Below are 23,773 nucleotides of genomic sequence, written 5' to 3'. Positions count from 1 at the left end.
GTTTACACCTACTGATAAACTAGCAAGCTAGACTTTTTACTAGCGATGAAAAATTCTCAAAAATCACTACAACAAACAGCAATCAGGACAATCCAATGGCGATCGACCTTACGCGGTTTATCCGCTAGTGGGTGGACACTTGCGGTTATCGCTTTAGCATTGCCGATCGCCATACCAGTTCTCAGTGTCTTATCCAGTATCTTTGTTGAAGCTAAAGATACATGGCAACATTTAACCGATACAGTTTTAACCCGTTATATAGTCAACTCTTTATTGTTAATGATCGGTGTAGGCTTTGGTGTTGTCGTGATTGGCGTAGGATGTGCGTGGCTAGTAACAATGTGTCGCTTTCGGGTCAGCCGCGTATTTGAATGGGCATTACTGTTACCCTTAGCGGCCCCAGCTTATGTTTTAGCTTATACTTATACAGACTTTTTAGAATTTTCAGGTCCAGTTCAAACTGCTTTGCGTTATATTTTTGGCTGGAGTTATGGAGACTATTGGTTTCCTAACGTGCGATCGCTCCCTGGAGCAATCTTAATGCTAATCTTAGTTTTATATCCCTACGTCTACCTATTAACAAGAGTTGCTTTTTTGGAGCAATCCACTTGTACGCTAGAAGCTAGTAGAATACTGGGTTGTAGCCCTTGGCGGAGTTTTATTACAGTTGCCTTACCAATGGCAAGACCAGCAATTATAGCAGGTTTAGCACTGGCTTTGATGGAAACTCTCAACGATTATGGCACTGTTCAGTATTTTGGAGTTGATACATTTACCACAGGTATTTATCGGACTTGGTTTGGCATGGGAGAACGAATTGCAGCCAATCAATTAGCTGCCCTGCTCTTATTATTTGTTCTGGGTTTAATTTTACTAGAACGCTGGTCGAGAAGTCGGACTAAATATTATCAAGCTAGCAGCCGGTATCGCCAACTGCAAACTTATCAACTTAAAGGAATTAGGGAAATTCTAGCGGTAATTGCTTGTTTTTTGCCACTGTTTTTTGGTTTTTTATTGCCCGCGGGTCTTTTAGTCAAGTTGACCTTAGCTAATTGGCAACTCACTTTAGATGAACGTTTTTGGATCTTTGCCCGTCACAGTTTAATTTTGGCAACACTGACAGCAATTTTAGCAGTAGTTATTGCCTTGATTATGGCTTATGGCTTACGGTTATATCCTAATTTAGGAGTGCAGTTTGGAACGAGAGTTGCGGCAATGGGCTATGCTGTACCTGGTTCTGTCATTGCAGTGGGGATTATGGTTCCCATTGGAAAATTTGACAATCTATTTGATAGTTGGATGCGTGAAAACTTGGGAATTTCTACAGGCTTGTTGTTAAGCGGTACGATAGCAGCTTTGGTATTTGCCTATATAGTTCGCTTCCTAGCTGTTTCTTTAAATGCGGTAGAGTCAAGTTTGAGCAAAATTAAGCCTAATTTAGATGATGCGGCGAGAAGTTTGGGTTATAGTCCGATGCAAACTTTAGTTACAGTTCATACACCAATGATGACTGGAGGTTTACTAACGGCCATGATGTTAGTATTCGTTGATGTAATGAAAGAGTTACCTGCTACTATAATTATTAGACCGTTTAACTTTGATACCTTGGCTGTGCGAACTTATCAACTTGCCTCAGATGAGCGATTGGCTGAAGCTTCTGGCCCAGCCTTGGCAATTGTTTTAGTGGGGATGTTACCGGTTATTTTATTAAGTTGGAAAATTGCGCGATCGCGCAAGTCTTCAACACTATAACCGCCAAATCTCTTCCCTGCTTGCAGAGGTGATTGATTCTTTTAAAGCTATACGCCGACAGGGGTTGAAACCCCTGTATCATAGCGAAAGTCCGACAGGGGTTGAAACCCCAGTCTCATAGCGAAAGTCGTCTGAAGACGACTATACAGCTAGGATTTCAGTCGGTTTCAAACGACTTTAGCTATAAGAGGGGGAATTTATTCCCTGGCGGGTTTCAGAAGAATGTATCAACCCTTCTTCCCTCTTTCTTTTTCCTTCATAAATCAAGATGATCAATAAAAAATTAGCAATGTTACTCCGCACTACTGGCACGATCTCTTTCTTACTACTTACTGTTTTTGTCACCTTTGGATGCCAAAAACAGGTGGCAGGTCCCCTCGAAACATTACAAAAAACTAAGCAATGTCCAGGATGTGACCTGACTGATACCAAGTTAAGTGACATGGATTTAACCAGCGCTAATCTCAATGGTGCTAAGTTGGAAGGTGCAATGCTAGAAAAGGTCAAACTTAATGAAGCCTTACTCGATAGCGTCAATCTCAAAGGTGCAAATTTAAAAGGTGCTTCTCTGGAAAAAGCAGGTTTATTTTCGGCAGATCTCACAAATGCTGATTTGAGTAATGCAAATCTCAAGGGGGCTTTTTTGCGAGGGGCAAAACTGAATAATGCCAATCTTAGTAATGCCGATTTAAGTGAAACTGACTTAAATAGTGCTGATTTGACTGGGGCAAACCTGAAAGGGGCAAATCTGAAAGGCGCTATAATGCCGGATGGTAAAATTAAAAATTAAAGTTGATGGGATTCGGCGGTTTCAACCGCCGAATCACAAAGAGTAGCTTTTTGTTCAAAAAGCCTCTATTTCCATCCTGCCCGATCGGCAATCTTTAAAGCTTCGGGGTTATTTTTCCCAAACACATCAGGGTTGAGAGGGTCAGATTTGAATGTACCAAAACTGGCAACCGTAGGGTCGATCGCCACACCTGAAATCACAGGGTATTCATAATTACCCCTAGCAAAAATTTGTTGCGCTTCGCGACTGGCTAAGTGTTCCAAGAATTTGATCGCGCCTGCTTTGTTACGCGAGGTTTTGACTACACCGGCACCACAAATATTGACATGAGTACCTCGATCGCGCTGGTTCGGGAAAAATACACCTACTTTCGCCGCGATCGCCTGTTCTGCTGGATCTTTCGATTTCATTAAGCGAGCTACATAATAGGTGTTAACAAGGGCAATATCGCCTACCCCATCAGCAACCGCCTTGATTTGCGCTGTATCATTTCCCTCTGGAGGACGCGCAAAATTAGCCACCAATCCTCGCGCCCAAGCTTCTGTTTTTTGAGCTCCATGAGCCGCTAACATAGCCCCAACCAGAGACTGATTATAGATATTAGTGGACGATCGCACTAAAACTTTGCCTTTCCACCGAGGTTCTGTCAGCGCCTCATAGGTTGACAACTGGGTAGGGTTCACCTTGCTTTTGTTATAAACAATCACCCGTGCCCGGCGCGATAGACCAAACCAGAAACCTTGAGGATCTCGCAAACTTGCTGGAATTGCCGATGTCAGGACTGTTGAAGAAACAGGTTGCAGAATACCTGCTTGTTTTGCCCGCCACAAACGGCCACCATCCACCGTGATGAAAACATCAGCAGGGCTATTTGCACCTTCACTTTTGATCCGTTCAATTAGTTGGTCAGCCTCCGCTTCAACGAGGTTAACCTTGAGCCCAGTTTTTTTGGTGAAGCTTTGGTACAACTCATTATCAGTATCGTAGTGACGTGCTGAATAAAGGTTGAGAGTCCCGGTTTGGGCTGCGACAGGGGCTTTTTTGCTTAGTTCCCCCACGGCCACGACAGCCATTGCTGTACCGCTGGCAAGAAAAATACGCCGAGAAATGCTCATTGTTCTATAATGATAGATTTTTTCATCTGGTAATTGACACGATGGTCTCTCTACAGCCATCTATAGTCAGTGCTTTACTATATTAATGCAACTAATTCTTATTTGATGATCGAGATCGTAACTATTTTAGGGCTGACGCACTGTTGGTCAGAAATCCGGTCTCGACTTCGCTCAACCGGCAATTTTTTTTACGCAAAGACTTTGTTATAAGCTGTCGGGCATCTTGCGTTGTATTTTTCGGGCGGGCGGGACGCTCAACCCCTACTCCCCACAACAATTTCATCTGAGATGTTGCACCATTCTCAATAAGCCTTTTATTAACAGGCTTTCCGGCCTGTGAAGCGAGAAAACTCATTCTTTGTGGAACGGGCCCCAGAGCCCGTTCTTGACAATGGTGCAGCATCTGAGATCCTACGGATTATTTGTGTCTAATTAGCTCGTAAATTTCCACATAGTCTTTAGCTGGATAGTTCCACGAATTGTCACAATTCATGCCTTGAAGCATCAGTTTTTCAAATTCATCATGATAGTCATACCACAATCCGATCGCCCGATCGAGCGCCGACTCTAAAGCGCCGTAGTCTGTTTGGTAAAACACGTAACCGTTGCGTTCTTCCGGGAGGTGGCGGGTGTCGTAATCTCGATCGAACACAGTATTCACCAAACCCCCAACTCCCCGCACGACAGGAACAGTACCGTACCTCAACCCGATCATCTGAGTCAGCCCGCAGGGTTCGTAATTACTCGGAACCACAATCATATCCCCACCCGCGTAAATTAAATGCGACAGTTCCTCATTAAAACCTAGTTCTAAATGGCAGTCTGGATTGTCATTTAAAAACTGTCTTTCGTGCTGGAAATGCGCGTTAATTCCCGCTTCCGTCGCGGAACCCAAAAGCACGAATTGCGCTCCCTTACTCAGAGAGTAATAAATTGCATGGTGGACGAGATGAACGCCTTTTTGGTCGTCCAAACGACCGATAAAGGTAATAATAGGCTTGTCAGCATCGCGCAGTAACAGCCGATCGCGCAAAGCTTTTTTAGTTTTGGCTTTTCCTGCCAAATCATCCTTAGTGTAGTGGTGCCGAATATAGCGATCGGTCTCGGGATTCCACACATCATAATCAATGCCGTTGAGCACCCCGCGAAACTTCTCTTGATACAAATGCAAAGTGTGACCCAAACCGTAGCCGAACTCGCCGAGGTGAGCTTCCCAGGCGTGGTGCGGCGAAACCGTGGTGACAAAGTTCGAGTAAACAATGCCGCCTTTCATAAAGTTGATAGCAAAAGGGTTAAAGTTATCTCGGAGGCGATCGTAATCAAAATAATAATCCGGTCTGTGCAAACCCGTTGCTTCCAAAATATCGCTACCTCCCATGCCTTGATGTTTGAAATTGTGAATGGTATAGCAGACTCGCTGATATTCCATCCAATTGTATTTGTATATTTCAAACAGCAGGACTGGAACCAAACCAGTTTGCCAATCGTGACAGTGAATCACATCGGGACGCTTGTTGCTTCTGAGCAAAAATTCCAAAGCGGCTTTGCTGAAAAATGCAAACCGCATATTGTCGTCATTGCAGCCGTAATAACAGCCGCGATTAAAAAAGTTATCTTGAGAGCGAGGTTCGATGAAAAAACACAACTGCCCGTGCACCCAGCCGCACAAGACATCGCAGAGGATTTCGCCGCCGTACCAGGGCACAGCCAGATCCCGGTAGGCTTCGTGAAGTCCCCAAATGTGGTCGTACCTCATGCAGTCGTACTTCGGTAGAATAATCTCGACGCAGTGGCCGGAATTCTGCAACTCCCGGCTCAAGCCGTAAACTACGTCGCCCAAACCTCCTGCTTTGATGACGGGGGCGCACTCCGAGGCAATTTGTACTATGTACATTTTTTTTTCTCGCTCCTGGATGAATCAAAAAAATATTTTCTTAACTTGACAAAGTATATGAGTTCTCGGCAAATAAGCAAGTCGGCCATTGGGAATACAGGGAAATACGCACAGGTAGGGGATGTTAGGGCAGATTCGGGCGATCGGTGATATCGTTTCGGCTCAGATCTGAATTATTTAAACCGCAGACGAGGCAGAGAACGCATCCGTGGGTTCAATCTCAAATCGATTTAATACCCCATTTGCTGGCATTTGTCAACTAAATATTTTAAAAATTTTTGCCTAATTTGCGCGAAATTTTATCGCACGATGCTGATAACTGATTGGCACAGAGCACCTGTTCGGCTGCCAAACATCCACAGGACTTACGCATTCAAGGGGGGTGTTACAAGGGTTTGAGATTCTTCGTTTCACTTGCCAATGACACAATTACCTTGAAATGCGTCCAGGACTAATCAAATCAGGGATTCTATCTTGGAATTTAAACCAGCAAATGCCGTGTCCAGCATTCATCCAGAGACTCTTAAGGAGGCGCTCGCCGATGCCCGACACCAACGGTAAGGAAAACAATTTAAACCAACAACTGCAACAGCTAGTTGCTGAAGCCTGTTCGCATCCGCCCAAAAGCTTGATGCGGCGGGAAAAACTCAGCGAGATAGTGAGGCTGATTGTAAAATCCGGCAAACTTTGGCAAGAAGACACGCCTCATTACAACGATGCTTTACAGCAAACTTGGGTGTATTTTTGTCGCAATGTTTGCGAAGCGAACACCGCAAACAAACCTTACGATCGCAATCTGGGCAGCGTCATTACTTGGCTGGACAAATATCTCAAGATGCGGCTGAAAGACTTCACTATCGAACGAACACAGGAAAAAGTTAGACGTGATTTACCGTTAATTTCAGAAGACTCAGCAGAAATTAACCCGATCAATAATATCGAAAACCCGCCTACTTATTCTGACAGTCCGCTAGCCATCCTAGAAGAGACAAAAAAATGGGTGCGGGCCGATCCGGAGGGGGAATTGAGAAGCGTTCACATCAAAGAACGCCCCGATGTCACTTGCCAAATCTTAATTCTGAGGCGTCTTCCCCCAGAGACTCCCTGGAAAAACATTGCTCTTGAATTTAACTTGCCGCCGTCAACCGCCCCCAATTTTTATAAAAGAGAATGTCTGCCCCGCTTGCGAAATTTTGCCAAAAATCAAGGATATCTGGAATAAAGGCAGGACAAATCCTGTCCTAAAAAAAATCTGTCAAACAGGAAAACCGTGATGAATAACAGCACCGAAAATATCAGAGAAAAATCTATTACCCTGCCCATTACAGCCGCCGCCCTGCGGGTGGCACAGAAGTTTTCAAATCTTGACGGAGTGACATCCCCGGAAAAAAAAGAGCAAGTTTATTTCAACACTTTAGCTGTATGTGCAGTGAAAGATTACATGGAAATGATGGACATTCCCACAGAATTGAATGCCAGCGACAGTTGGAACGCAGCTATGCGCCTTTACACCGATGCTGCAGACTTGAAATTAACTCAACTAGGTCATTTGGAATGCCGACCTCTGAAGTCTGGCAAGTTTTGTTACATTCCGCTGGAAATACCGGACGATCGCATTGGTTTAGTAGCAGTTGAGATCGATATAAAGCGACAAGAAGCTACTTTGGTGGGATTTATGAAAACTGCAAGGGCTGGGGACTTAGCGATTGAGAAATTGCAAAGTTTTGACAAATTTATCCAACATTTGGATTGTCTGGAACGCAGCCGAAAAACTGTACAACTCCGCCAGTGGATGCACAATATTTTTGAGGCTGGTTGGCAGTCTATAGAAGATATTTTAGTGCCAAAAGAACCTCATTTAGCTTTTCGTTACAGCAGCGCAGTCGTGCGGGGCAAGATAATCCATCTGACAGCAGATATCTCGGAAAAAGCATCAGCAACCCTCGACTCTGTTCAGGAAAAACCTAATTTCTGGAGGGGTGTAATAAAACCAGCCCCAGCGGTAGCTTTGCTGGTGGCGATCGAACCAACAACCGATACTGAAACTAATATTAAAGTACAGGTGCATCCCGCCGGCGGAGCAGACAGTTTGCCGCTCAATCTGACTCTGAAAGTCACCGACGGCGAGGGAAAAACTGTCATGGAAGCTTGCGCCGGCAGCGGTAACGGCTACATGACTCTAGAATTTGCCGCCGATCGCGGAGAATGTTTCAGCGTTGTGGTAAAACTGAAAGAACTCTGTTTTGCAGAGAATTTTGCCGCCTAAAGTGGCTCGCTTGCCATAAGTTGTTCAGCATGGAAATTGAACCTTTCGGGCGGGCAGAATGCCCAGCCCACAAGAATTTAATCGCGCCGTGACTGTAAAATTTAGATGCGCCTGGGCTTATCAGTTGTTAGCCATGCCGAAATTAGTTGTTTTGAAGCTAGATGATAACTTGATAAAAGGGGTGCGAGTTTCTCTGGAAATCGGCGCGGAAGGAGCTCGCCCCGCAGTGGAAATCCAAGCCTTCCTGCCTCCGAAACCAGAAATAGCGGAACACTACGATCGCTGGCAGTCAACCTACCGCAGTTTGGGAGATTTCCGCATTAAGCCGATCGAAATTAGCATTATGGGCTCTCGTGCAGAACAGTTGTCCAAATGTCGCTTGTTGCGGGAACAGTTAAGCCAGCAAATCAATAGCTGGCTCAACTCCGAACCGTTTCGCAAACTCAAAGAAACATTGCTCGAACAATTAATGCCGTCGGACACGGTTCGATTTTTAATCAAAACTGACGACATCGATTTGCGGCTGCTGCCTTGGTACTGTTGGGATATTTTTGAGCGCTACCCGAAAGCCGAAATTGCTTTGAGTCCCCCAACTTATATAAAACCGGCTATCGCCAACAGAAATCCCGCTAAAGGCAGCGTAAAAATTTTAGCTATTTTGGGGAACAGTCACAAAATTGATATTGAGAAAGATCGAATTATACTTGCAGGATTGCCCTCAGCAGAAGTTACTTTTTTAGTAGAACCAAGTCGCCGCCAAATCGGCGATCAGCTTTGGGAAAAAAGCTGGGATATCTTATTTTTTGCAGGACACAGTTCCACCCGCAGCGACGGCCGCTCGGGTAAATTTTATATTAATCAAACTGAGAGTTTAACAGTAGAAGAACTGAAACACGGTTTCAAGCTAGCGGTTAGCAGCGGCTTGCAGTTGGCCATTTTGAATTCCTGCGATGGATTGGGAATAGGGCGGCAGCTTGAAGATTTGGGCATCCCGCAAACGATAGTAATGCGGGAACCGGTGTGCGATCGAGCTGCCCAAGATTTTTTAAAGTATTTTCTCCAAGCTTTTTGCAGTGGGGAACCTTTGTATGTGGCAGTGCGTCTCGCGAGGCAAAGATTGGCAGAATTAGAGTCAGAAATTCCCGGCGCGGATTGGCTGCCGATAATTTGTCAAAATCCGGCATCCCAGCCGCCAACTTGGCAAGAGTTGCTGCACAAAGCTGAGCCGGAAACTGTCAGCAATCCGCCATCTTTATCTCGGCTGCGCCGCTTTCAGATCGGGCTGTTGGCGATCGCAACTGCTGCTGTTTCTGTCATGGGAGCGCGATCGCTGGGCTTGGTTCAGATATGGGAATTGCAAGCTTTTGACCAACTGATGCGGCTGCGTCCTGCTGAAAGCTCAGACTCGCGTTTGCTGGTGGTGGAAGCCACGGAAATGGATATCAACAAATACGGCTTTCCACTGCCGGATGCGACGATCGCAAAAGCAGTGGGAAAATTGGCACAGTATGGGGCGCAAACGATCGCCCTGGATATCTTCCGCGATCGCCCTTTAGGGCCCGGTTATGCAGCATTAGCCGCTCGCTTTCAGGGCGATCGAAATTTAATTGGTTTGTGCAGCGTCAAAGAAACCGGCAAACCCAACAAATACGGCATCAAACCGCCGCCCGCACTGCCAAAAGAGCGCCTCGGGTTCAGCGATGTGGTGGCAGATGCCGATGGCATTCTCCGCCGCCACTTGCTGTTTATGCAGCCGCACAGCAGCGATCCTTGTACTACAGAGCACTCTTTGAGCGCGAGGGCTGCCCTCCATTACCTAGCAGCAAAAGGCATCCAACCGGAATCTCTTCCCAAAGATAAGATAAGGCTGGGCAATGCAGTTTTTGCACCGATTCACGGCCCTACAGGCGCTTATCAAAACTTGGACGATCGCGGTTTTCAAATGATGCTCAATTACCGAGCGCCTCGAAATTTTGTTCGCCGAGTCATGCTGGCTGAACTGTTAGAACAAAAAGTCAATCCCAATTTGATAAAAAACCGAATTATCTTTATTGGCGTGACGGCGCCGATTTCCAATCCCGATTATTTTTTGACGCCTTACAGTGCGGGAGAATCGCCTTCCCAGAAAATGCCGGGGGTATTAATTCAAGCGCAAATGTCGAGTCAAATTATCAGCGCTGTTTTGGATCGGCGCCCGCTGCTGCAAATTGCTCCTGAATGGACCCAAATGCTGTGGATTGTGGGTTGGGCAGCAGTTGGTAGCGCGATCGCGATTGTCAGCCGACGCAGGCTGCACGTGGTGTCGGGGGCGATCGCATCTGTGGGGATTTTGTGCGGGGTTTGCTGGTTTTTGCTAATCGGGGGCTGGTGGGTGCCTTTGGTACCCTCAGCTTTGGCAATGGTAGAAGCGGGTTTAATTGCGATCGTTTTTACTTTTCGGCCGAAATGACAATATGAATTGGCAATCGTTAGATGACATCGCCAACCAATAATCTCAAGGCATTCGAGAGATGTAGAGGTGGAGCATTTGGGCGACAATTCATGTTTCCCACCTTTGATTTTATGCCCAAATGCTTCACGCTCCCCAGGCTATTCAATTAGAAACTAAGTAGGTAAGCAAGATTAAACCGAATAATGTAACACTATGTAAATAGGTTTAAGTTAGCCAGTAAAGAGCATTTGGAAACTTTGCCCTCGTTTACATAGGGGCGTTTTTTGGCGCCGACTTACTTAGAAGAGATTTTGGTGAAAAACCCGGTCTCTGCGTAAGTCCGCAACCTTGAGAAATCGGGTCGATCGCGAAGGAGCATCTCATATTTGTAAAAACACTTCTTCTGGCTCCTTCCTTCTTCCTCTTTCCTCCTAGATCCTGGCTTTTGGCTCCCAACTTCAATTTCTAGCTTGGCGGCAAAAGTGAGATGCTCCGGATCGCGATCGGCTATTTTTGGTTATTTTGCTGGTGCAGATAGTTGTTAATCGCTTTAGCGATTTTTGCTTGCTGGTATGGGTTCATCGTGCGGGGTAGGGAGATGCGAGAGCCTCCACAAACTAACAGTCTAACTTCGTACCAAATGTCATTATCCCGATCTTTTGTTCGATCGACTTCCACGCCATAAATCTCGCCCAGAGAGTATTCTATTACTTTACGTGCCAACAAACCCCGCTGTTTAACAGTCAAGGTGTTTAAAGTTTCATCGAAGCTGTAAGTTTCATTATTTCTCAAGACGATCGCTGCGATTCCTGCGAGCAAAAATATGCCTCCTGTCCATCCCAACCAGCGATCGTCTTGTCTTAAGCGCAGCAAGCGATCTTTGGCATTTTTAACAAAAAAATTGATGTCAGAAGCCACAGCGTCTTGGGTTCCCCAATTAGTGGAGTTAGCAGTGAAAGGAACATTGCCAACAGAAGTCAAAAGTACAACTCTGGTTTTATAGCCGCATCTTTCAACTTTAGCTCCCCGCAAAGAAGCAAGCTCAATTTCTTTGATGTTCGACCCCAGTAAATTCGATCGCACCAACTGACAATTTCCTTGTTTGGCCTGCAATCGCTGGCAGCTCAGGGTTGCTTTATGATAATCAAAAGCCAGCCCGAACAGTCCAAAGGCTATGAATAAACAACTAGGCAACCAAAAATCAAATATGCTTTGAGTCTGAATTATTAATTCACTTGCTGTTTGCTTGATTATTTTCATTTATCTCACCTTGTGATTCCAAAAATGAGGCTAAGTAGGTAGGCGCTGTAAAACACAATTATGTAAACGGCTGTAAGGTATTCAAATGCCCTAAGCGTGGCTAAGTTAGCTCTGTTTACATACAGTTACATAGCTGTGTTTAATCCCGCTTACCTACTTACCTTGTTATTGCGATCGAGCGGAGCGAAAGTGTAACCGTATCCCTGAGTAGTTTGAATAAAATTCGGAGCAGCCGAATCGACTTTAGCCAGTTTCCTGCGAATCAGACGGATATACACGTCCACCACTTGCTCGTCTCGTGCGTCATTGCATTTCCATCCCCAAACTTTTTCGATTAGCTGTTGGCGGCTCCAAGCTTTACCTGGATAAGTTGCCAAAAAATACAAGAGTTGAAATTCTAAGGCCGTCAGAGCTAAAGTTTTCTCTTTCAATCTCACCTCCCTACTCATTAAATTTATCGCTAATTCACCGAAGACAAGATTGCGCGGAGTGACGGTTTTCATCTCCCTCAACAAGATTTCTATTCTAACTGCCAAGTCCTCAAGACTGAACGGTTGGCCGATAAAATCATCAACACCTGCTTTTATGATGTTAATTCGATCTTCTTCCCCTGTACCGCTGCTGAAAATCACGACTAAAAAAACATTCTTCCGTTTCTGCATTTCTTCGCAAAGTTTAATGCCGATATTATCTGGCAAATTCCCATCCAAGATTACGAGGACTGGGTTGAATTCCTCAAAGATTTCTAAAGCTGTTTTTCCGTCTGCTGCAGATTGTACTTGATATGTCTCATTCTGATAGCCGTCGATGAAATTACGGACGGGGGCGTCATTCTCTACAACCAGAAGTTTGGAATTTTGCTCAGTAGATATCGTCATAATTTTTGGCTCTCTTGTTAATGGTTCACACTTGAGAAAGTCGAGTAAGTATGCTGTCTTTTGATTAGCACCTCGATTCTCTATAAGGCGTGTTTTCTTTACTCGTAGATGCCCCCTTAGCTTGCCCCCTACTCAACCCCTAATCCCTTTAAAAAGGGGATTAGGGGTGGGACAATAGCGAATTAACTGGTTCGCGCGCTCTACCTAGGAACCAGTCATAATTATGATGATTGTTTAATTACCAACTGCCCTGTCCCTGCGAGCGATCGGAGCGAAAGTGTAACCGTATCCCCGAACAGTTTGAATAAAATTCGGAACAGCGGCATCAACTTTAGCCATTTTCCTGCGAATTTGGCCGATATGCACGTCCACCACTCGCTCTTCTGCTCCATAATTGGATTTCCACCCCCAAACTTTTTCGATTAGCTGTTGGCGGCTGCAAGCTTTACCCGAATGAGTTGCCAAAAAACACAATATTTCAAATTCTAAGGCTGTCAGGGTTAGAAGTTGCTCCTTCAATCTCACCTCCCTACTCAGTAAATCGATCGCTAATTGGCCGAAGACAAGGTTGGGCGGAGTGACGGATCTCGCCCGCCTCAACAAGACTTCTACTCTAACTGCCAATTCTTCAAGACAGAAGGGTTTGCAGATAAAATCATCGGCACCTGCTTTCATGATTTTAATTCGATCTTCTTGGGCGGTGCGGCTGCTGAGAATCGCGACTAAAACATTTGTGCGCTTTTGCATTTCTTGGCAAAGTTTATAGCCGCTAATATCGGGTAAATTCCAATCCAAAATCACCAGGACTGGGTTAAATTCTTCAAAAATTTCTAGAGCAGTTTGGCCGTCTGCAGCAAATTGTACTTGATATGTTTGATTCAGGAAGCGGTAGATGAGAGTGCGGATAGAGTCGTCGTCTTCTACAACCAGAATTTTGGCTTTTTGATCGGCAGATATTGTCATAATCTTTGACTTTATTGTTAAGGGTGCAAAGTTAGGAAAGCGAGCAAGTGTAGGAAAACAGTCTTTATTGTTTAGTCCGCTAGGAGTGGACTAAAGTTTGTGCAGTAGGGGCAATCCCCCCGTGGTTGCCGGGATTTCAATTGCAAGCGTGACTTTTTTGAATAAATTAAATAGACACATGACTTATCGCTCCTGGCGCGATCGAGTTTATGTGGAGCTTTCAGCGAAAAAACTAATTTTTTCGCTGTTTTGGCAATTTTTTACAAAATTTAATCAATTATGTTTCGCCGATCAGTGTGAAAGCCGCCCAATCTCTGGGATTTGGATGCTGCTGCATTGTCTCCAGCATGGCGTTTCGCAGGGCTTGAGCTTTGTTGCCCGTTCGATCGAGATTTTGATAAAATTTCACCATCAAATCGGCTGTAGGAGCATCCGGCACCGCCCACAAAGACACAATGACACTGGGCGTACCAGCCGAAATTAAAGCGCGAGACAAACCGATAACCCCGTCGCCGGTAATTCGCCCCATGCCGGTATTGCACGCGCTCAAAACTACCAAATCCGCGTTGAGGTGCAGATCCAAAATTTCCTCAGCCGTGAGCAAACCGCTATCGGTGCGATCGGGTGCAAGGGCGATCGCGCTGCCGAGGCCGCGAATGTTATCGAGCAATCCGTGGGTGGCAAAATGGACGATGCGGGCGTTTGGCAACTGCTGAAGTACAGCAGCTTTGGTAGCCGAATTGCCCGTCAGGGCTTGGGTTTGGAATAATTGGGCGATCGCGTTAGCTTCGGTTTCTGAATGTGGCAAAGCAGATAACTGCTGCAGGGGTTTTCCCGCTACAAGAGAAACTTCGGGCATAGTCGGATTTCCTACTATTAGAATGTCCCCAGCCCAATCAGAAATCTCTTGTCGTTTTTGGCGGGTTAATTCTAGAATTTGAATCGAAGGAGCAGTCAGAATAGTATGTTTTTCAATTAAGAATTTCCCCGCACCATCTTGCAAGGCCGGAAAGGGAACTAAAAACAGTTCACCTTGAGGAATAAAGATAATCCTGGCTTGTGGATCTGTCGGCAACAAATCAGCAATCGGTTCGATTAGCAGTTGATGGAGTTTTTGCAAGCGCGAGTGATTGGTGAGGCTTGATTGCACTTTTGCTGTTACATCAATTGCAGGTCTGGGAATAGTCAACCCTGCGGGCCAAGAGGATTGCCAGAGCGAGAGAATGCTGTGCGTTTCATCAACAGATATGACTTGCCAAGGTTCCCAATTAGGGGCATCGTCGTGGAGTTTAACTAAATCGCCTGGGCCAATTTTTAGAGTGGGATTGAAGTCGCGATTCCTGATGCCGATCAACTCGCGAGAGTCGGCAACCAAGTCTTTGAGCGGAGTATGTTGATAGTTGAGATCAACTTGGCGAAATGCAATTTCACCCGTCGGCTGAATTACCCAAATAAAAAGTTCTTCTAAAAAAGAAATCGAATATTCCACAAAAGTTGCATTTTGTGCTTTAGCAATTTGTTTAATTTGCTCGATCGTAGGCGGCTTAATATTGGGTATCACATCTGAATTAGCAGATAACCGAGCAGTCAGTAACTCCACAAAAGCCCGCGCCCGTCCCCGCTCCGACATTTCCAGCGCCTGTTCTGTTTTTGACTGGGCGATCAGGGCTTTTTCCAGGTGGCGGTAAGTTGCGGCTTGGGTTTCAAAAATAGATACTTTAAAGTTATCGTTTTTGCCCAATCTTCCTCGAAGCGATTCCCAAATTTGAATCGCATTACGGAGGACTGTTTCAGCTTCTGTAAACTGTCCAGAGTCAAAGAAAGCCAGTCCTAAATTGTTGAGAATTGCCCCTTCTGACGCCCTTTCGCCGATCGATCGCGCGATTTCTAAACTCTGCTGGCTGTATTCGATCGCCCGTTGGCACAGCCCCAAACAGCGGTAAGCATTGCCAAGATTTCGCCAGGAAGTCGCTTGTCCAGAGCGATCGCCGATTTCCTGCTGAATATCTAAGGACTGTTTGTAGAATTCGATCGCCCGCAAGTAATTCCCCAAATTACTGTAAGCATTGCCCAGAGTCACCAAGGAATTCGCTTCCCCATAACGGTTATTGATTTTCTTGTCAAGATTCAGGGATTTCTCAGAGTATTCGATCGCCCGTTGATTTTGCCCTAGGGAAACATATGTACGGCCCAAAGCGTTCAAGGATTCCGCTTCTCTATACCCAGAGTTAAGTTTTAGGACTATATCTAGAGACTGCTGCTGGCACTCGCTCGCCCGCTGGTATTCGCCCAGGGAATGATATGCACTCCCCAAATCGCGCCAGGAACTAGCTTCTCCATGAGAGTTGCCGGTTTCTCGCTGAATATTTAAGCACTGCTGGTGGCAATCAATTGCTTGCAAGTATTCCCCCAGGACATCGTAAATATTGCCCAAAGAGTGTAAAGAAGCAGCTTCCCCATCGCGGTTGCCAATGTCTCGCTGCATATTTAGGCACTGCTGATGATAATCAATTGCTTGCAAGTATTCCCCCAGGACATCGTAAATACTGCCTAGACTGTTGAGAGAATTTGCTTCTGCGTAGCGGTTGCCAGTCTCTCTCTGAATATTTAGCGCCTGTTGATAGTATGCGATCGCCTGCGAGTATATTTCCCGGAAACTCTTAGCACTGTTCCAGAAGGAATCTTTCTGGCGGCGTACTCTTGGTGCTCTGTTAATAATTTTAACACTACTTTTATCACGAAGAGAAAACTGAATCGATCGGTAAATCAACAGCACATCTCCTGCCGACAGCGCCTGTTTGTAGAGCCGAATATCCCCAATATTGCCCAGAAAAATGCCCCCCAAATCGTCCGAGCGTCTGCCAATAGTCAGGGGAACGCTATTGCTGAGAGACGCCTGTTTGTGTGTTGGGTTGAACCGGAAACCTACTTCCTTGCCATCGACATACCAGCGCCCTCCATCCGCTCGATCGCGATCCACAACAACCGCAACGTGATGCCATTGGTTGTTGCTGACAACGGGCAAAGATGGAATATTTTTTTCTCGGCGGTTGTAATAATAGTTTACCCAACTGCTGCCATCCGCTATTTGAAGGTTAATTTGGCCTTTATAAATAAAGAAAGACCAGCCCCGTAAACGGCCAGAATCTTCTTGAATACGCTGATCGATTATCTTGGCAATACCAAAATCTCCCGTGCGAATCCACGCACAAATAGAAAAGTCTTCTTTGCCTATCTCCAGTAAAGGAGTAACTGGGAAAGTAACGCAACCTCCAGTTAGCAGCAGGCTTTCGTGCGACCCGGTTTCTAATGGTTCAACACCACGGGAAACACTGTCAATTAGGCGTGCCGGAGGGAGATCCGGGCGATCGCTCGCCAAGTTGCCTGCTTCATCAAATGACCAACGGGCGATCGGCTCTGTATTGAAAGTATTGTAGACGCTTAATATCGAGTGTTTCATGGCTTAGTTGACTTCATTTTTGTGGAACAGGCATCTTGCCTGTTCCTGATGGGCGGGCTAAGAAAAGGGCCACAAAAAAACTTACTCTTTGTGGAACAGGCATCTTGCGTGTTACTGTGGTGAAACTATCCCGTGCAAGCGTACAAACGGATGCTGCAATAAAGCCTCCCAGTCAGCATCCAAAGTCGCCAGAGAAGATATTTTCTCAAATCCAGATAGCTCTGCTAGCGCTTCATACCGCAAATCATTTTCAGCATAAATTAGCAGCCGCTCCTCTAAAGAAGTAGCTGCCTGTAATTGGCTCAACAGTTTGCCGCGCATTGCAACTAATTCTGTGAGAGTTTCGTACCACAAACCGTGTTTAGCAAGCAGAAAAACGCGCTCCCTTAGAGATGCTGTTTCTAGCTGAGCCAAAATTTCTGGCTTCATTGCCACCCGCTCAACCCACCCGTGGCGGGAGATTTTTCCGCAGAAAAAGCACCACTGATACTTCTTGCCAATTTCCAGAGGAGGTGAATTTTCCGGCAAGGAAAAACTCGCAATTCCCGCTGCTTTTTCTAGCTCAAAAACAGTTCGGAAAACTACCTCTTGCTGTTCGTGCCGCAGCACAAACTCAAGGGGAATATCATCGGGCAATGAAGCCGGCAAGTACAGCCAAAAAGTCGGATGTGCGATCGCTGTCAACCCTAAATTTGTAGCGGGAATCAAAGCTAAAAAGTTGTGAGGATCGCGGCTTCCTGCGTCTTTGCGATCGCCCGGTGCTCCGCGCGCCGGCGGCTCGTAGGCGAGTACCTGTGGCAGCAAATTCGCTTCCCCCGATGATGAATCAGCGAGCATCGCTGCCAATCCAGGTTGAACCATTGTTAAAGCAACAAGCACATTAAGCGTTGCCTGCTGTAGGAGCAGTTTTGTTACATTCATAAAATATCCGCCAAGTAGAGGTGTAAAATCTCAGTTCGATCCAACTGCACCCTGAAAATAATCTTGCCAGATTTTTTATGCTAGCGTCTATAGTTTCGCGTAATTTTTTTAGTATATTTGCCCACTAAAATTCCGCGATCCTTGCTCCAGCAACCTCTACTTTAAAAAGGAAACAACTCAACCCAAACCCATAGCATCATTTTCACATACTAATAATTTACCTTTCCCCTGATAATACCAAACATAACCCTCTCCACCCCCTTTGCCAAAATGACCTAATTTTCGATAATCTTCTTCAATCCCCTTGGTATATCCTTTAACCAAATCGCAATCAGCTATCAAAGTTTCACCTTGTCTGAGCTCGACAACCTTAGCCGGTGAATTTGTAGCTGCTACAACAGTAGCTTTTTGTTCGCGCAAAGCTGTAACAGCAATTCTCCACCTACCGTCATTAGAAGCAGCCACTTGTCGGAATTTCAGTTTTTTAGCACCGATAACTACATTGTCCGAACAAAACTGAAATATACCATCATCAAACTCCCACTGCTCCGCATCCGAAAGCTCGATCTGCGTATAATGCAGAAAATGCCCTTTTTGTCTCGGTTCCAGTTTCACAGTACCAGTCCCTTGATATACGGGAGCGTTATAGTCCATTTCCGTTGTCAAAGATACCCACATATCTTTCAAACGGTTATCCGTTTTATAAACACCGGAAGTCAATTTTCCCATACACCAATGCAGCGCACCTTTTTGAATTATCACTCCCGAATTATTCAAGTTAATTTCCGCTTGCTGAACGAGGGGAATATTCTTAGTGGGATGGTAAAACTTATTGGTTTCAGGATTGATGTTATTTTGGATGTACCACAAATCCGTTGGTTCCAAAACCTTGATTTCGTATTTCATAATTTACCTCGCCTATTTACGTGAAATGTGTTAAACATTTGACCCGTGATTTGGAGATTCCGCGATCCCGGACTTATCCTGTGAAATTTATCTTTTGCAGACATCCTCTGCTACTGTTAAATTATCAAGCTATATTAGCAATAGCAGACAGCGCCCCTCCACAATTGTTGAGAAAAATTTATGCCTGCGATCGCACAATCTCCCAATTTACCCATTTTACAAGAACTCAACTCAGGATTGCCCAATATTTGCGGCTCCGAAGCAGAAATCAGTGCCGCAGCCAATAGCAACGAACCTGTCTTTCTACCTACCACAAATCTGCGCTTGGAAAAGATTCAAGCCGGATTCGCCTGCGCCCTGCATATGCACCAACCGACAATTCCTGCAGGTGCAAACGGCGAACTGATCAGCAATCTCCAGAATATGTTTGAACATCCCAACCAAGGAGACAACCACAACGCCGCAGTCTTTGCTTGGTGCTATTCCCGCATGGGAGAATTCATTCCCCAACTGATTGCCGAAGGCTGCAACCCGCGAATTATGCTCGACTATTCGGGCAATTTATTGTGGGGATTGCGACAAATGGGACGCGACGATATCTTCAACAATCTCAAGCGGATTACCTGCGATCCTCAATATCAACCCCACGTAGAATGGCTGGGGACAATGTGGAGTCACGCCGTCATTCCCTCAACTCCCATTCCCGACATTAAACTTCAAATTCAAGCATGGCAACATCATTTTGCGGCAATTTTTGGCTTGGATGCCCTGAAGCGCGTTAAAGGTTTTTCGCCCCCAGAAATGCACTTTCCCAATCATCCAGATACACTGTACGAATACATCAAAGCTTTGAAAGAATGCGGCTACCGCTGGCTGATGGTGCAGGAACATTCTGTAGAAAATCCCGACGGTTCGGGATTGTCGCAAGACCAAAAATATATTCCCAACCGTTTAGTTGCCCGCAATTCTCACGGCGAAACAATCAGCATCACGGCTTTGATTAAAACCCAAGGTTCGGATACGAAATTGGTGGGTCAAATGCAGCCTTATTACGAAGCAAAAGGACGCAATAAACAGCAAATTGGCAATATTACAATTCCTTCTTTAGTCACTCAGATTGCCGACGGCGAAAATGGCGGCGTGATGATGAATGAATTTCCCAGCGCCTTTTTCAAAGCTTGGCACGAAAACCGCGAACAAGGCGGGGGAAAATCCGGTGTTGTTGGTTTAAACGGCACTGAATATTTGGAGATAATTGAGGCGGCGGGCGTTAATCCTGAAGACTATCCTGTTTGTCAGGGAATTAACCAGCACAAAATCTGGCACCTAGTCGATCCTGATAGTGCGACGCCGGAAAAAGTGGAAAGTGCGATCGCCCAACTCAAGCAAACAGACCATAATTTTCACATGGATGGTGCTTCTTGGACTAACGATTTGAGTTGGGTGAAAGGTTACGAAAATGTCTTGGAACCGATGAATCTACTCAGCGCAGCATTTCACAAAAAATACGACCCGCTATTACAGCAAGATGCGACCGTTACCAAGCAGTTTGAATACCAACAAGCTTTGCTTTACAATTTGTTAGTGCAAACAAGCTGTTTCCGCTATTGGGGACAGGGAACTTGGACTGATTACGCGCGCGAACTTTACAACCGCGGCGCTGCTTTAATGAAGTAGCATAATTTATTGTAGGGTGCCTCGGAAACAAACTGTTTGAGCCTCCTCACATATCAGCGCAGAGACACCCTACATCTAGAAAACTTTATTGATAAAGAGAGAACTAAAGTCCTCCAGACAAACACAGACTTACCAATTACTGCCTACATTTCCTGCATCAACCGCAAATAGTTTTGCCGCATCTGTGTCATATTTTCCATCATTCTATTAGCCATATCTTTCTCAACATCGCTCATTTGTTGCCAAAATAAAGCCGATCGCCTCGCCATAATTGCCTCTTCCCACAGCATCTCCAAAAGTTGCGCCGCCATTGGGTTTTCAGCATCGATAATCCCACACAATTGCTCGAAGGCCCGGTTGGCTTCGGTGTGAGTGCTAACATCCTGAACCAGGGTTAGGCATTTTTTAAGTTGTACGATCGGATTTTCAGAAGAGTAAGCCATAATTTCACTAAGATAAGCGACAAAATTTACACTGATACCTTTGAGATTACTAGAGTTGTGACACAGCCGTAGAGTTCCCTAAATACCACCGCCAAGGCAAATCAATTCCTTGAGAAATCCCGATCCGCGTAGTTTGCACAAAATTTATTGTACCCCCCTCCACAGCTTGCTGAAATTCCTCGCTCCGGTGTTCCAACCGCAGCGGTTGGCCTGCAGCCAAAGGAAAACCGCTTAAAGTTCGATCGATATCGAGCACCTTACACAGTTTCCCAGGCCCGGCGGCGAGGCGCGATCGCTTCTTCTCGGGAATTCCAGCGAATTGTTGGGGAACCGCATCTACCTGCAAAGCTCGAATCAGCACAGCACTAGCAACTCCCTCTACATCGGTCACAACATTAAAACAGTGATACATCCCGTAGATTAAGTAAACGTAGCTCATACCCGCAGGCCCGAACATCACCTCATTGCGAGGAGTTCGCTGTCGGTAAGCGTGACAAGCGGGGTCTCCCGGGCCGTAAGCTTCGGTTTCGACAATAATTCCCCGAATCGTCTCGCCGTCAGGAAACTGCCGCACCAGAGTACAGCCCAGCAAATCTGGCGCTACGCTGGTAGATGGCCGCGCCAGCCAAAAAGATTCTACAATCTGAGTATTTGCACTCACTCAACAACAGCAGGTAAATTATGGACGTTAAGTTAGTTTTAGCAGTCTTGACAGCAGTTTTCACCGTTTGCTGTCTGTTCTTCGGTACAAAAAACGGGTTCTACGATACTGACAAGTATCACGGCAACGGTTCTGCTCACTAATTTTAGGCGTGCAGTTAGTTGCTTAAAAAAACCGCTGCCTGTTTGTCAGGCGGCGGTTTTCTTTCGATTTAATCGATTTAAACAGTATTTGCTAGTCTTACTAAGGATGAATTGTGCCATCTGGCATTTGAGCTTCTTGCAAGCTAGCATTTGAGAAATCCGCGCATCCCATCAGGTTGAAACGCATTGTCGCTCCTCGATCCGTTGCTTTCATATTGAAACCCACTACTGCATTTTCTGGGTTATTCTGTTGTGGAACAGCGCTGACATTAAAATCCATATTTGCTTCTTTTTTATTAGCCTCAAGGTTGAAAATGATGCCGGCACAGCCCAAATCAGCTCCTGTGAGGTTGGCTCTATTTAAGTTGGCATTTTTGAGGTTGGCATTGGTCAACTTGGCTCCTGATAAGTTAGCACCTTCTAGATTAGCTCCCTGCAAGTTGACTCCTTGCAAGTCTAATCCTTTTAGGTTGGCATTGCTGAAATTGCATTCGGGACACTGTTTTGTTTGCAGCAATTCCTTGACTTGGTTTTTTTGATTTGAAAAAGTTAGATATTTTACCGCAGTAAATACAACTGCGATGGACAATGCAGCAGTAAATAAATTCTTTAATTTCATAAATATCCGAAAAGCTTCGGGGGCTTTCTCTCGCGGTTAATAGATTTCTACAATAGTGCGATCGACCTCTCCAGAATTCCCACACTAAAATTGCAGGCATCTCCCACAAGCAGTATGGCGCAATTAAACATCGCCGGACTTATACATCCCGCCTCCTTTCCCCCACCAGTGCTGCTTTGAGCTTGGCACTCGCCCCCTCCGTCTGCTTCACTTTGCTTTGAGCAGTCCACAAACGGAATTTATTGTTACCCGGAGCCGCGCATTTGCATATACCTGCGGACTGAAATCAAAGAAACTTTATTTATATCCCTGGAATGAGTAAATCTTCGAGAGATTACAGCATGATTAAATAGAAACGCAATACCGTACCTGCGCTGTTAAGTTCTCAGCAACTACTTGTGTCAAAATTGCTTTGAGAAATTAATTTACTCTAAAAACTGTTAGCAGCAGCTCAGGTTCCTAAACCTCGCCAGAATACACCCTACCTATAATCCCGACAATTCGGAGCGGTAATGAACACAATCAAACCCGAACCCCAAAGATCGCGCTTCATGGCTCTGCTGCTGACAACGCTGTTGACCTTTCCCTTTGTGAGTGCTTGCGGTTCTGACGAGCGAACTTACGCTCCCCCGCCTCCTGTTGACAACACTCGCGCTGGAGGAGTGCAAACTAATCGCGCCTCCAGTCCAACGCCCCAAGCGAAAAAAGGACTGAGCAATGCTCAAAAAGTAGGGATTACTTTAGCAGGAGCAGCCGCCCTTTACTACATCTACAATCAGTACAAAAATAAACAAGAAAAGGGGCCGCAGGGAAAACATTACCTTTCCAAAAACGGTCGCGTTTACTACCGCGATGCCCAGAATCGCGCGGTCTGGGTAACGCCCCCGCCTGAAGGAATTAAAGTTCCGGAGTCCGAGGCAGCGCGTTACCGCGAATTCCAGGGGTACAACAACCAAACTACCGGTCGAGACCTTACTACCTTGCCGGAAGCTACAGCTCCTGTTCCGGCACAGTAGTCTAAGCATTTGACATTTTAGATTGCAGGTTCCCTGAGTTTCACTTATATCTGGGATTGCCAATCTAAAACAGTTGTTTTTCAACACATAAAAAAGAGGAACTTTATCATGGTAGACGGATTTTTGCGGAAGTTAAAAGATGCGATCGTCGGACCAGACGGCGAGCAAGTCGATGCTGATGGCTATTACGAAGATGCCTCAAATCCCCGACAGTACGGCAACGTGACTCCAGCCAGCGAAGACCCCTACGGCGACCCGGCTGAGTACGGAGAGTACGGCAACCTTACTCCAGCCAGCGAAGACCCCTACGGCGACCCGGCTGAGTACGGAGAGTACGGCAACCTGACCCCGGCAAGCCAAGACCCCTACGGCGACCCCGCAGACGACGCCGGTACCGACTACGCACAGTTCGGCAACGTGACTCCAGCGAGCGAAGACCCCTACGGCGACCCGGCAGACTACGTAGCGGATGCTGGAATGTTCGGCAATGTGATCCCGGCGAGCGAAGACCCCTACGGCGACCCGGCGGATGAAGAAGGCTTTAGTTAAGTAAGTTAGCTAGAAAAATTACCTGGTAA

At 45.9% G+C, this 23,773-nt stretch carries 21 protein-coding genes; 9 read left to right on the top strand and 12 right to left on the bottom strand.

Annotation, left to right across the window (positions count from 1 at the left end):
* Nucleotides 1-45: 45 nt before the first annotated feature.
* Together QUA77_RS12710 and QUA77_RS12705 are read left to right on the top strand one after the other, a co-directional pair.
* The gene (locus tag QUA77_RS12710; protein ID WP_333450379.1) at nucleotides 46-1,752 is read left to right on the top strand and encodes an iron ABC transporter permease; all 1,707 of its coding nucleotides are present in this window, start codon (nucleotides 46-48) and stop codon (nucleotides 1,750-1,752) included.
* A gap of 268 nt (nucleotides 1,753-2,020) precedes the next feature.
* Nucleotides 2,021-2,542 carry a pentapeptide repeat-containing protein gene (locus tag QUA77_RS12705; protein WP_333450377.1) on the top strand — a complete coding sequence of 174 codons (522 nt, stop codon included), beginning with the start codon at nucleotides 2,021-2,023 and terminating at the stop codon, nucleotides 2,540-2,542.
* A 65-nt stretch (nucleotides 2,543-2,607) separates the two neighbouring features.
* Here the strand turns inward: QUA77_RS12705 and QUA77_RS12700 are convergent, their stop codons facing one another.
* Both QUA77_RS12700 and glgA read right to left on the bottom strand, forming a co-directional pair.
* On the bottom strand, nucleotides 2,608-3,657 hold the full coding sequence (locus QUA77_RS12700) for a Fe(3+) ABC transporter substrate-binding protein (RefSeq protein ID WP_333041005.1): 1,050 nt from the start codon (nucleotides 3,655-3,657) through the stop codon (nucleotides 2,608-2,610).
* A 418-nt stretch (nucleotides 3,658-4,075) separates the two neighbouring features.
* Nucleotides 4,076-5,551, bottom strand: a complete 1,476-nt coding sequence (gene glgA, locus QUA77_RS12695; protein ID WP_333450376.1) for a glycogen synthase GlgA — start codon at nucleotides 5,549-5,551, stop codon at nucleotides 4,076-4,078.
* 541 nt (nucleotides 5,552-6,092) lie between these two features.
* Here glgA and QUA77_RS12690 point away from each other — a divergent pair.
* The 3 genes from QUA77_RS12690 to QUA77_RS12680 are packed head-to-tail and all read left to right on the top strand — an operon-like array spanning nucleotide 6,093 to nucleotide 10,266.
* The gene (locus tag QUA77_RS12690) at nucleotides 6,093-6,773 is read left to right on the top strand and encodes a sigma-70 family RNA polymerase sigma factor (RefSeq protein WP_333450374.1); all 681 of its coding nucleotides are present in this window, start codon (nucleotides 6,093-6,095) and stop codon (nucleotides 6,771-6,773) included.
* A gap of 51 nt (nucleotides 6,774-6,824) precedes the next feature.
* Nucleotides 6,825-7,817 (top strand): DUF1822 family protein, encoded by a 993-nt coding sequence (locus tag QUA77_RS12685; RefSeq protein ID WP_333450372.1) that lies wholly within the window; start codon nucleotides 6,825-6,827, stop codon nucleotides 7,815-7,817.
* A gap of 58 nt (nucleotides 7,818-7,875) precedes the next feature.
* Entirely contained in the window at nucleotides 7,876-10,266 is a 2,391-nt protein-coding gene (locus tag QUA77_RS12680; protein ID WP_333450370.1) for a CHASE2 domain-containing protein, read from the top strand.
* A gap of 489 nt (nucleotides 10,267-10,755) precedes the next feature.
* Here QUA77_RS12680 and QUA77_RS12675 read toward each other — a convergent pair whose 3' ends face one another.
* The 6 genes from QUA77_RS12675 to QUA77_RS12650 form a co-directional block, all read right to left on the bottom strand.
* Nucleotides 10,756-11,508, bottom strand: a complete 753-nt coding sequence (locus QUA77_RS12675; protein ID WP_333450368.1) for a hypothetical protein — start codon at nucleotides 11,506-11,508, stop codon at nucleotides 10,756-10,758.
* 149 nt (nucleotides 11,509-11,657) lie between these two features.
* Entirely contained in the window at nucleotides 11,658-12,386 is a 729-nt protein-coding gene (locus QUA77_RS12670; protein ID WP_333450366.1) for a response regulator transcription factor, read from the bottom strand.
* Nucleotides 12,387-12,620: 234 nt separating this feature from the next.
* Nucleotides 12,621-13,349, bottom strand: a complete 729-nt coding sequence (locus tag QUA77_RS12665) for a response regulator transcription factor (protein ID WP_333450365.1) — start codon at nucleotides 13,347-13,349, stop codon at nucleotides 12,621-12,623.
* Nucleotides 13,350-13,626: 277 nt separating this feature from the next.
* Nucleotides 13,627-16,809 carry a CHAT domain-containing protein gene (locus QUA77_RS12660; protein WP_333450362.1) on the bottom strand — a complete coding sequence of 1,061 codons (3,183 nt, stop codon included), beginning with the start codon at nucleotides 16,807-16,809 and terminating at the stop codon, nucleotides 13,627-13,629.
* Between the two features lie 111 nt (nucleotides 16,810-16,920).
* Nucleotides 16,921-17,730 carry a DUF928 domain-containing protein gene (locus QUA77_RS12655; protein WP_333450360.1) on the bottom strand — a complete coding sequence of 270 codons (810 nt, stop codon included), beginning with the start codon at nucleotides 17,728-17,730 and terminating at the stop codon, nucleotides 16,921-16,923.
* Nucleotides 17,731-17,907: 177 nt separating this feature from the next.
* Nucleotides 17,908-18,636, bottom strand: a complete 729-nt coding sequence (locus QUA77_RS12650; RefSeq protein WP_333450358.1) for an AIM24 family protein — start codon at nucleotides 18,634-18,636, stop codon at nucleotides 17,908-17,910.
* A 180-nt stretch (nucleotides 18,637-18,816) separates the two neighbouring features.
* Between QUA77_RS12650 and QUA77_RS12645 the strand changes: the two genes are divergently transcribed.
* Nucleotides 18,817-20,313, top strand: coding sequence for a glycosyl hydrolase family 57 (locus QUA77_RS12645; RefSeq protein ID WP_333450356.1), 1,497 nt, complete (start codon nucleotides 18,817-18,819; stop codon nucleotides 20,311-20,313).
* Between the two features lie 143 nt (nucleotides 20,314-20,456).
* On the opposite strand, the gene QUA77_RS12640 is transcribed toward QUA77_RS12645, so the two are convergent.
* On the bottom strand, nucleotides 20,457-20,756 hold the full coding sequence (locus QUA77_RS12640; protein ID WP_333027404.1) for a hypothetical protein: 300 nt from the start codon (nucleotides 20,754-20,756) through the stop codon (nucleotides 20,457-20,459).
* 49 nt (nucleotides 20,757-20,805) lie between these two features.
* Nucleotides 20,806-21,417 (bottom strand): DNA-3-methyladenine glycosylase, encoded by a 612-nt coding sequence (locus tag QUA77_RS12635; RefSeq protein ID WP_333450354.1) that lies wholly within the window; start codon nucleotides 21,415-21,417, stop codon nucleotides 20,806-20,808.
* Between the two features lie 20 nt (nucleotides 21,418-21,437).
* Between QUA77_RS12635 and QUA77_RS12630 the strand changes: the two genes are divergently transcribed.
* Nucleotides 21,438-21,560 carry a hypothetical protein gene (locus QUA77_RS12630; protein WP_006633228.1) on the top strand — a complete coding sequence of 41 codons (123 nt, stop codon included), beginning with the start codon at nucleotides 21,438-21,440 and terminating at the stop codon, nucleotides 21,558-21,560.
* Between the two features lie 100 nt (nucleotides 21,561-21,660).
* On the opposite strand, the gene QUA77_RS12625 is transcribed toward QUA77_RS12630, so the two are convergent.
* Both QUA77_RS12625 and QUA77_RS12620 read right to left on the bottom strand, forming a co-directional pair.
* Nucleotides 21,661-22,179, bottom strand: a complete 519-nt coding sequence (locus QUA77_RS12625; RefSeq protein ID WP_333450353.1) for a pentapeptide repeat-containing protein — start codon at nucleotides 22,177-22,179, stop codon at nucleotides 21,661-21,663.
* A gap of 47 nt (nucleotides 22,180-22,226) precedes the next feature.
* Nucleotides 22,227-22,409: a hypothetical protein gene (locus tag QUA77_RS12620; protein WP_333450352.1), complete on the bottom strand. Its 183-nt coding sequence runs from the start codon at nucleotides 22,407-22,409 to the stop codon at nucleotides 22,227-22,229.
* A 282-nt stretch (nucleotides 22,410-22,691) separates the two neighbouring features.
* On the opposite strand from QUA77_RS12620, the gene QUA77_RS12615 reads away from it, so the two are divergent.
* A complete protein-coding gene (locus QUA77_RS12615) occupies nucleotides 22,692-23,195 on the top strand; it encodes a hypothetical protein (RefSeq protein ID WP_333042110.1) in 504 nt (167 codons plus the stop codon).
* A gap of 108 nt (nucleotides 23,196-23,303) precedes the next feature.
* Entirely contained in the window at nucleotides 23,304-23,744 is a 441-nt protein-coding gene (locus QUA77_RS12610) for a translation initiation factor (protein ID WP_333450351.1), read from the top strand.
* The last annotated feature ends 29 nt before the right edge of the window (nucleotides 23,745-23,773 follow it).

It is taken from the genome of Microcoleus sp. K5-D4, assembly GCF_036704575.1.
In the GTDB taxonomy this organism is placed as follows: Bacteria; Cyanobacteriota; Cyanobacteriia; order Cyanobacteriales; family Microcoleaceae; genus Microcoleus.
The sequence above is the reverse complement of the archived record's forward strand: the minus strand, read 5'-3'. Positions and strand labels throughout refer to the sequence as shown.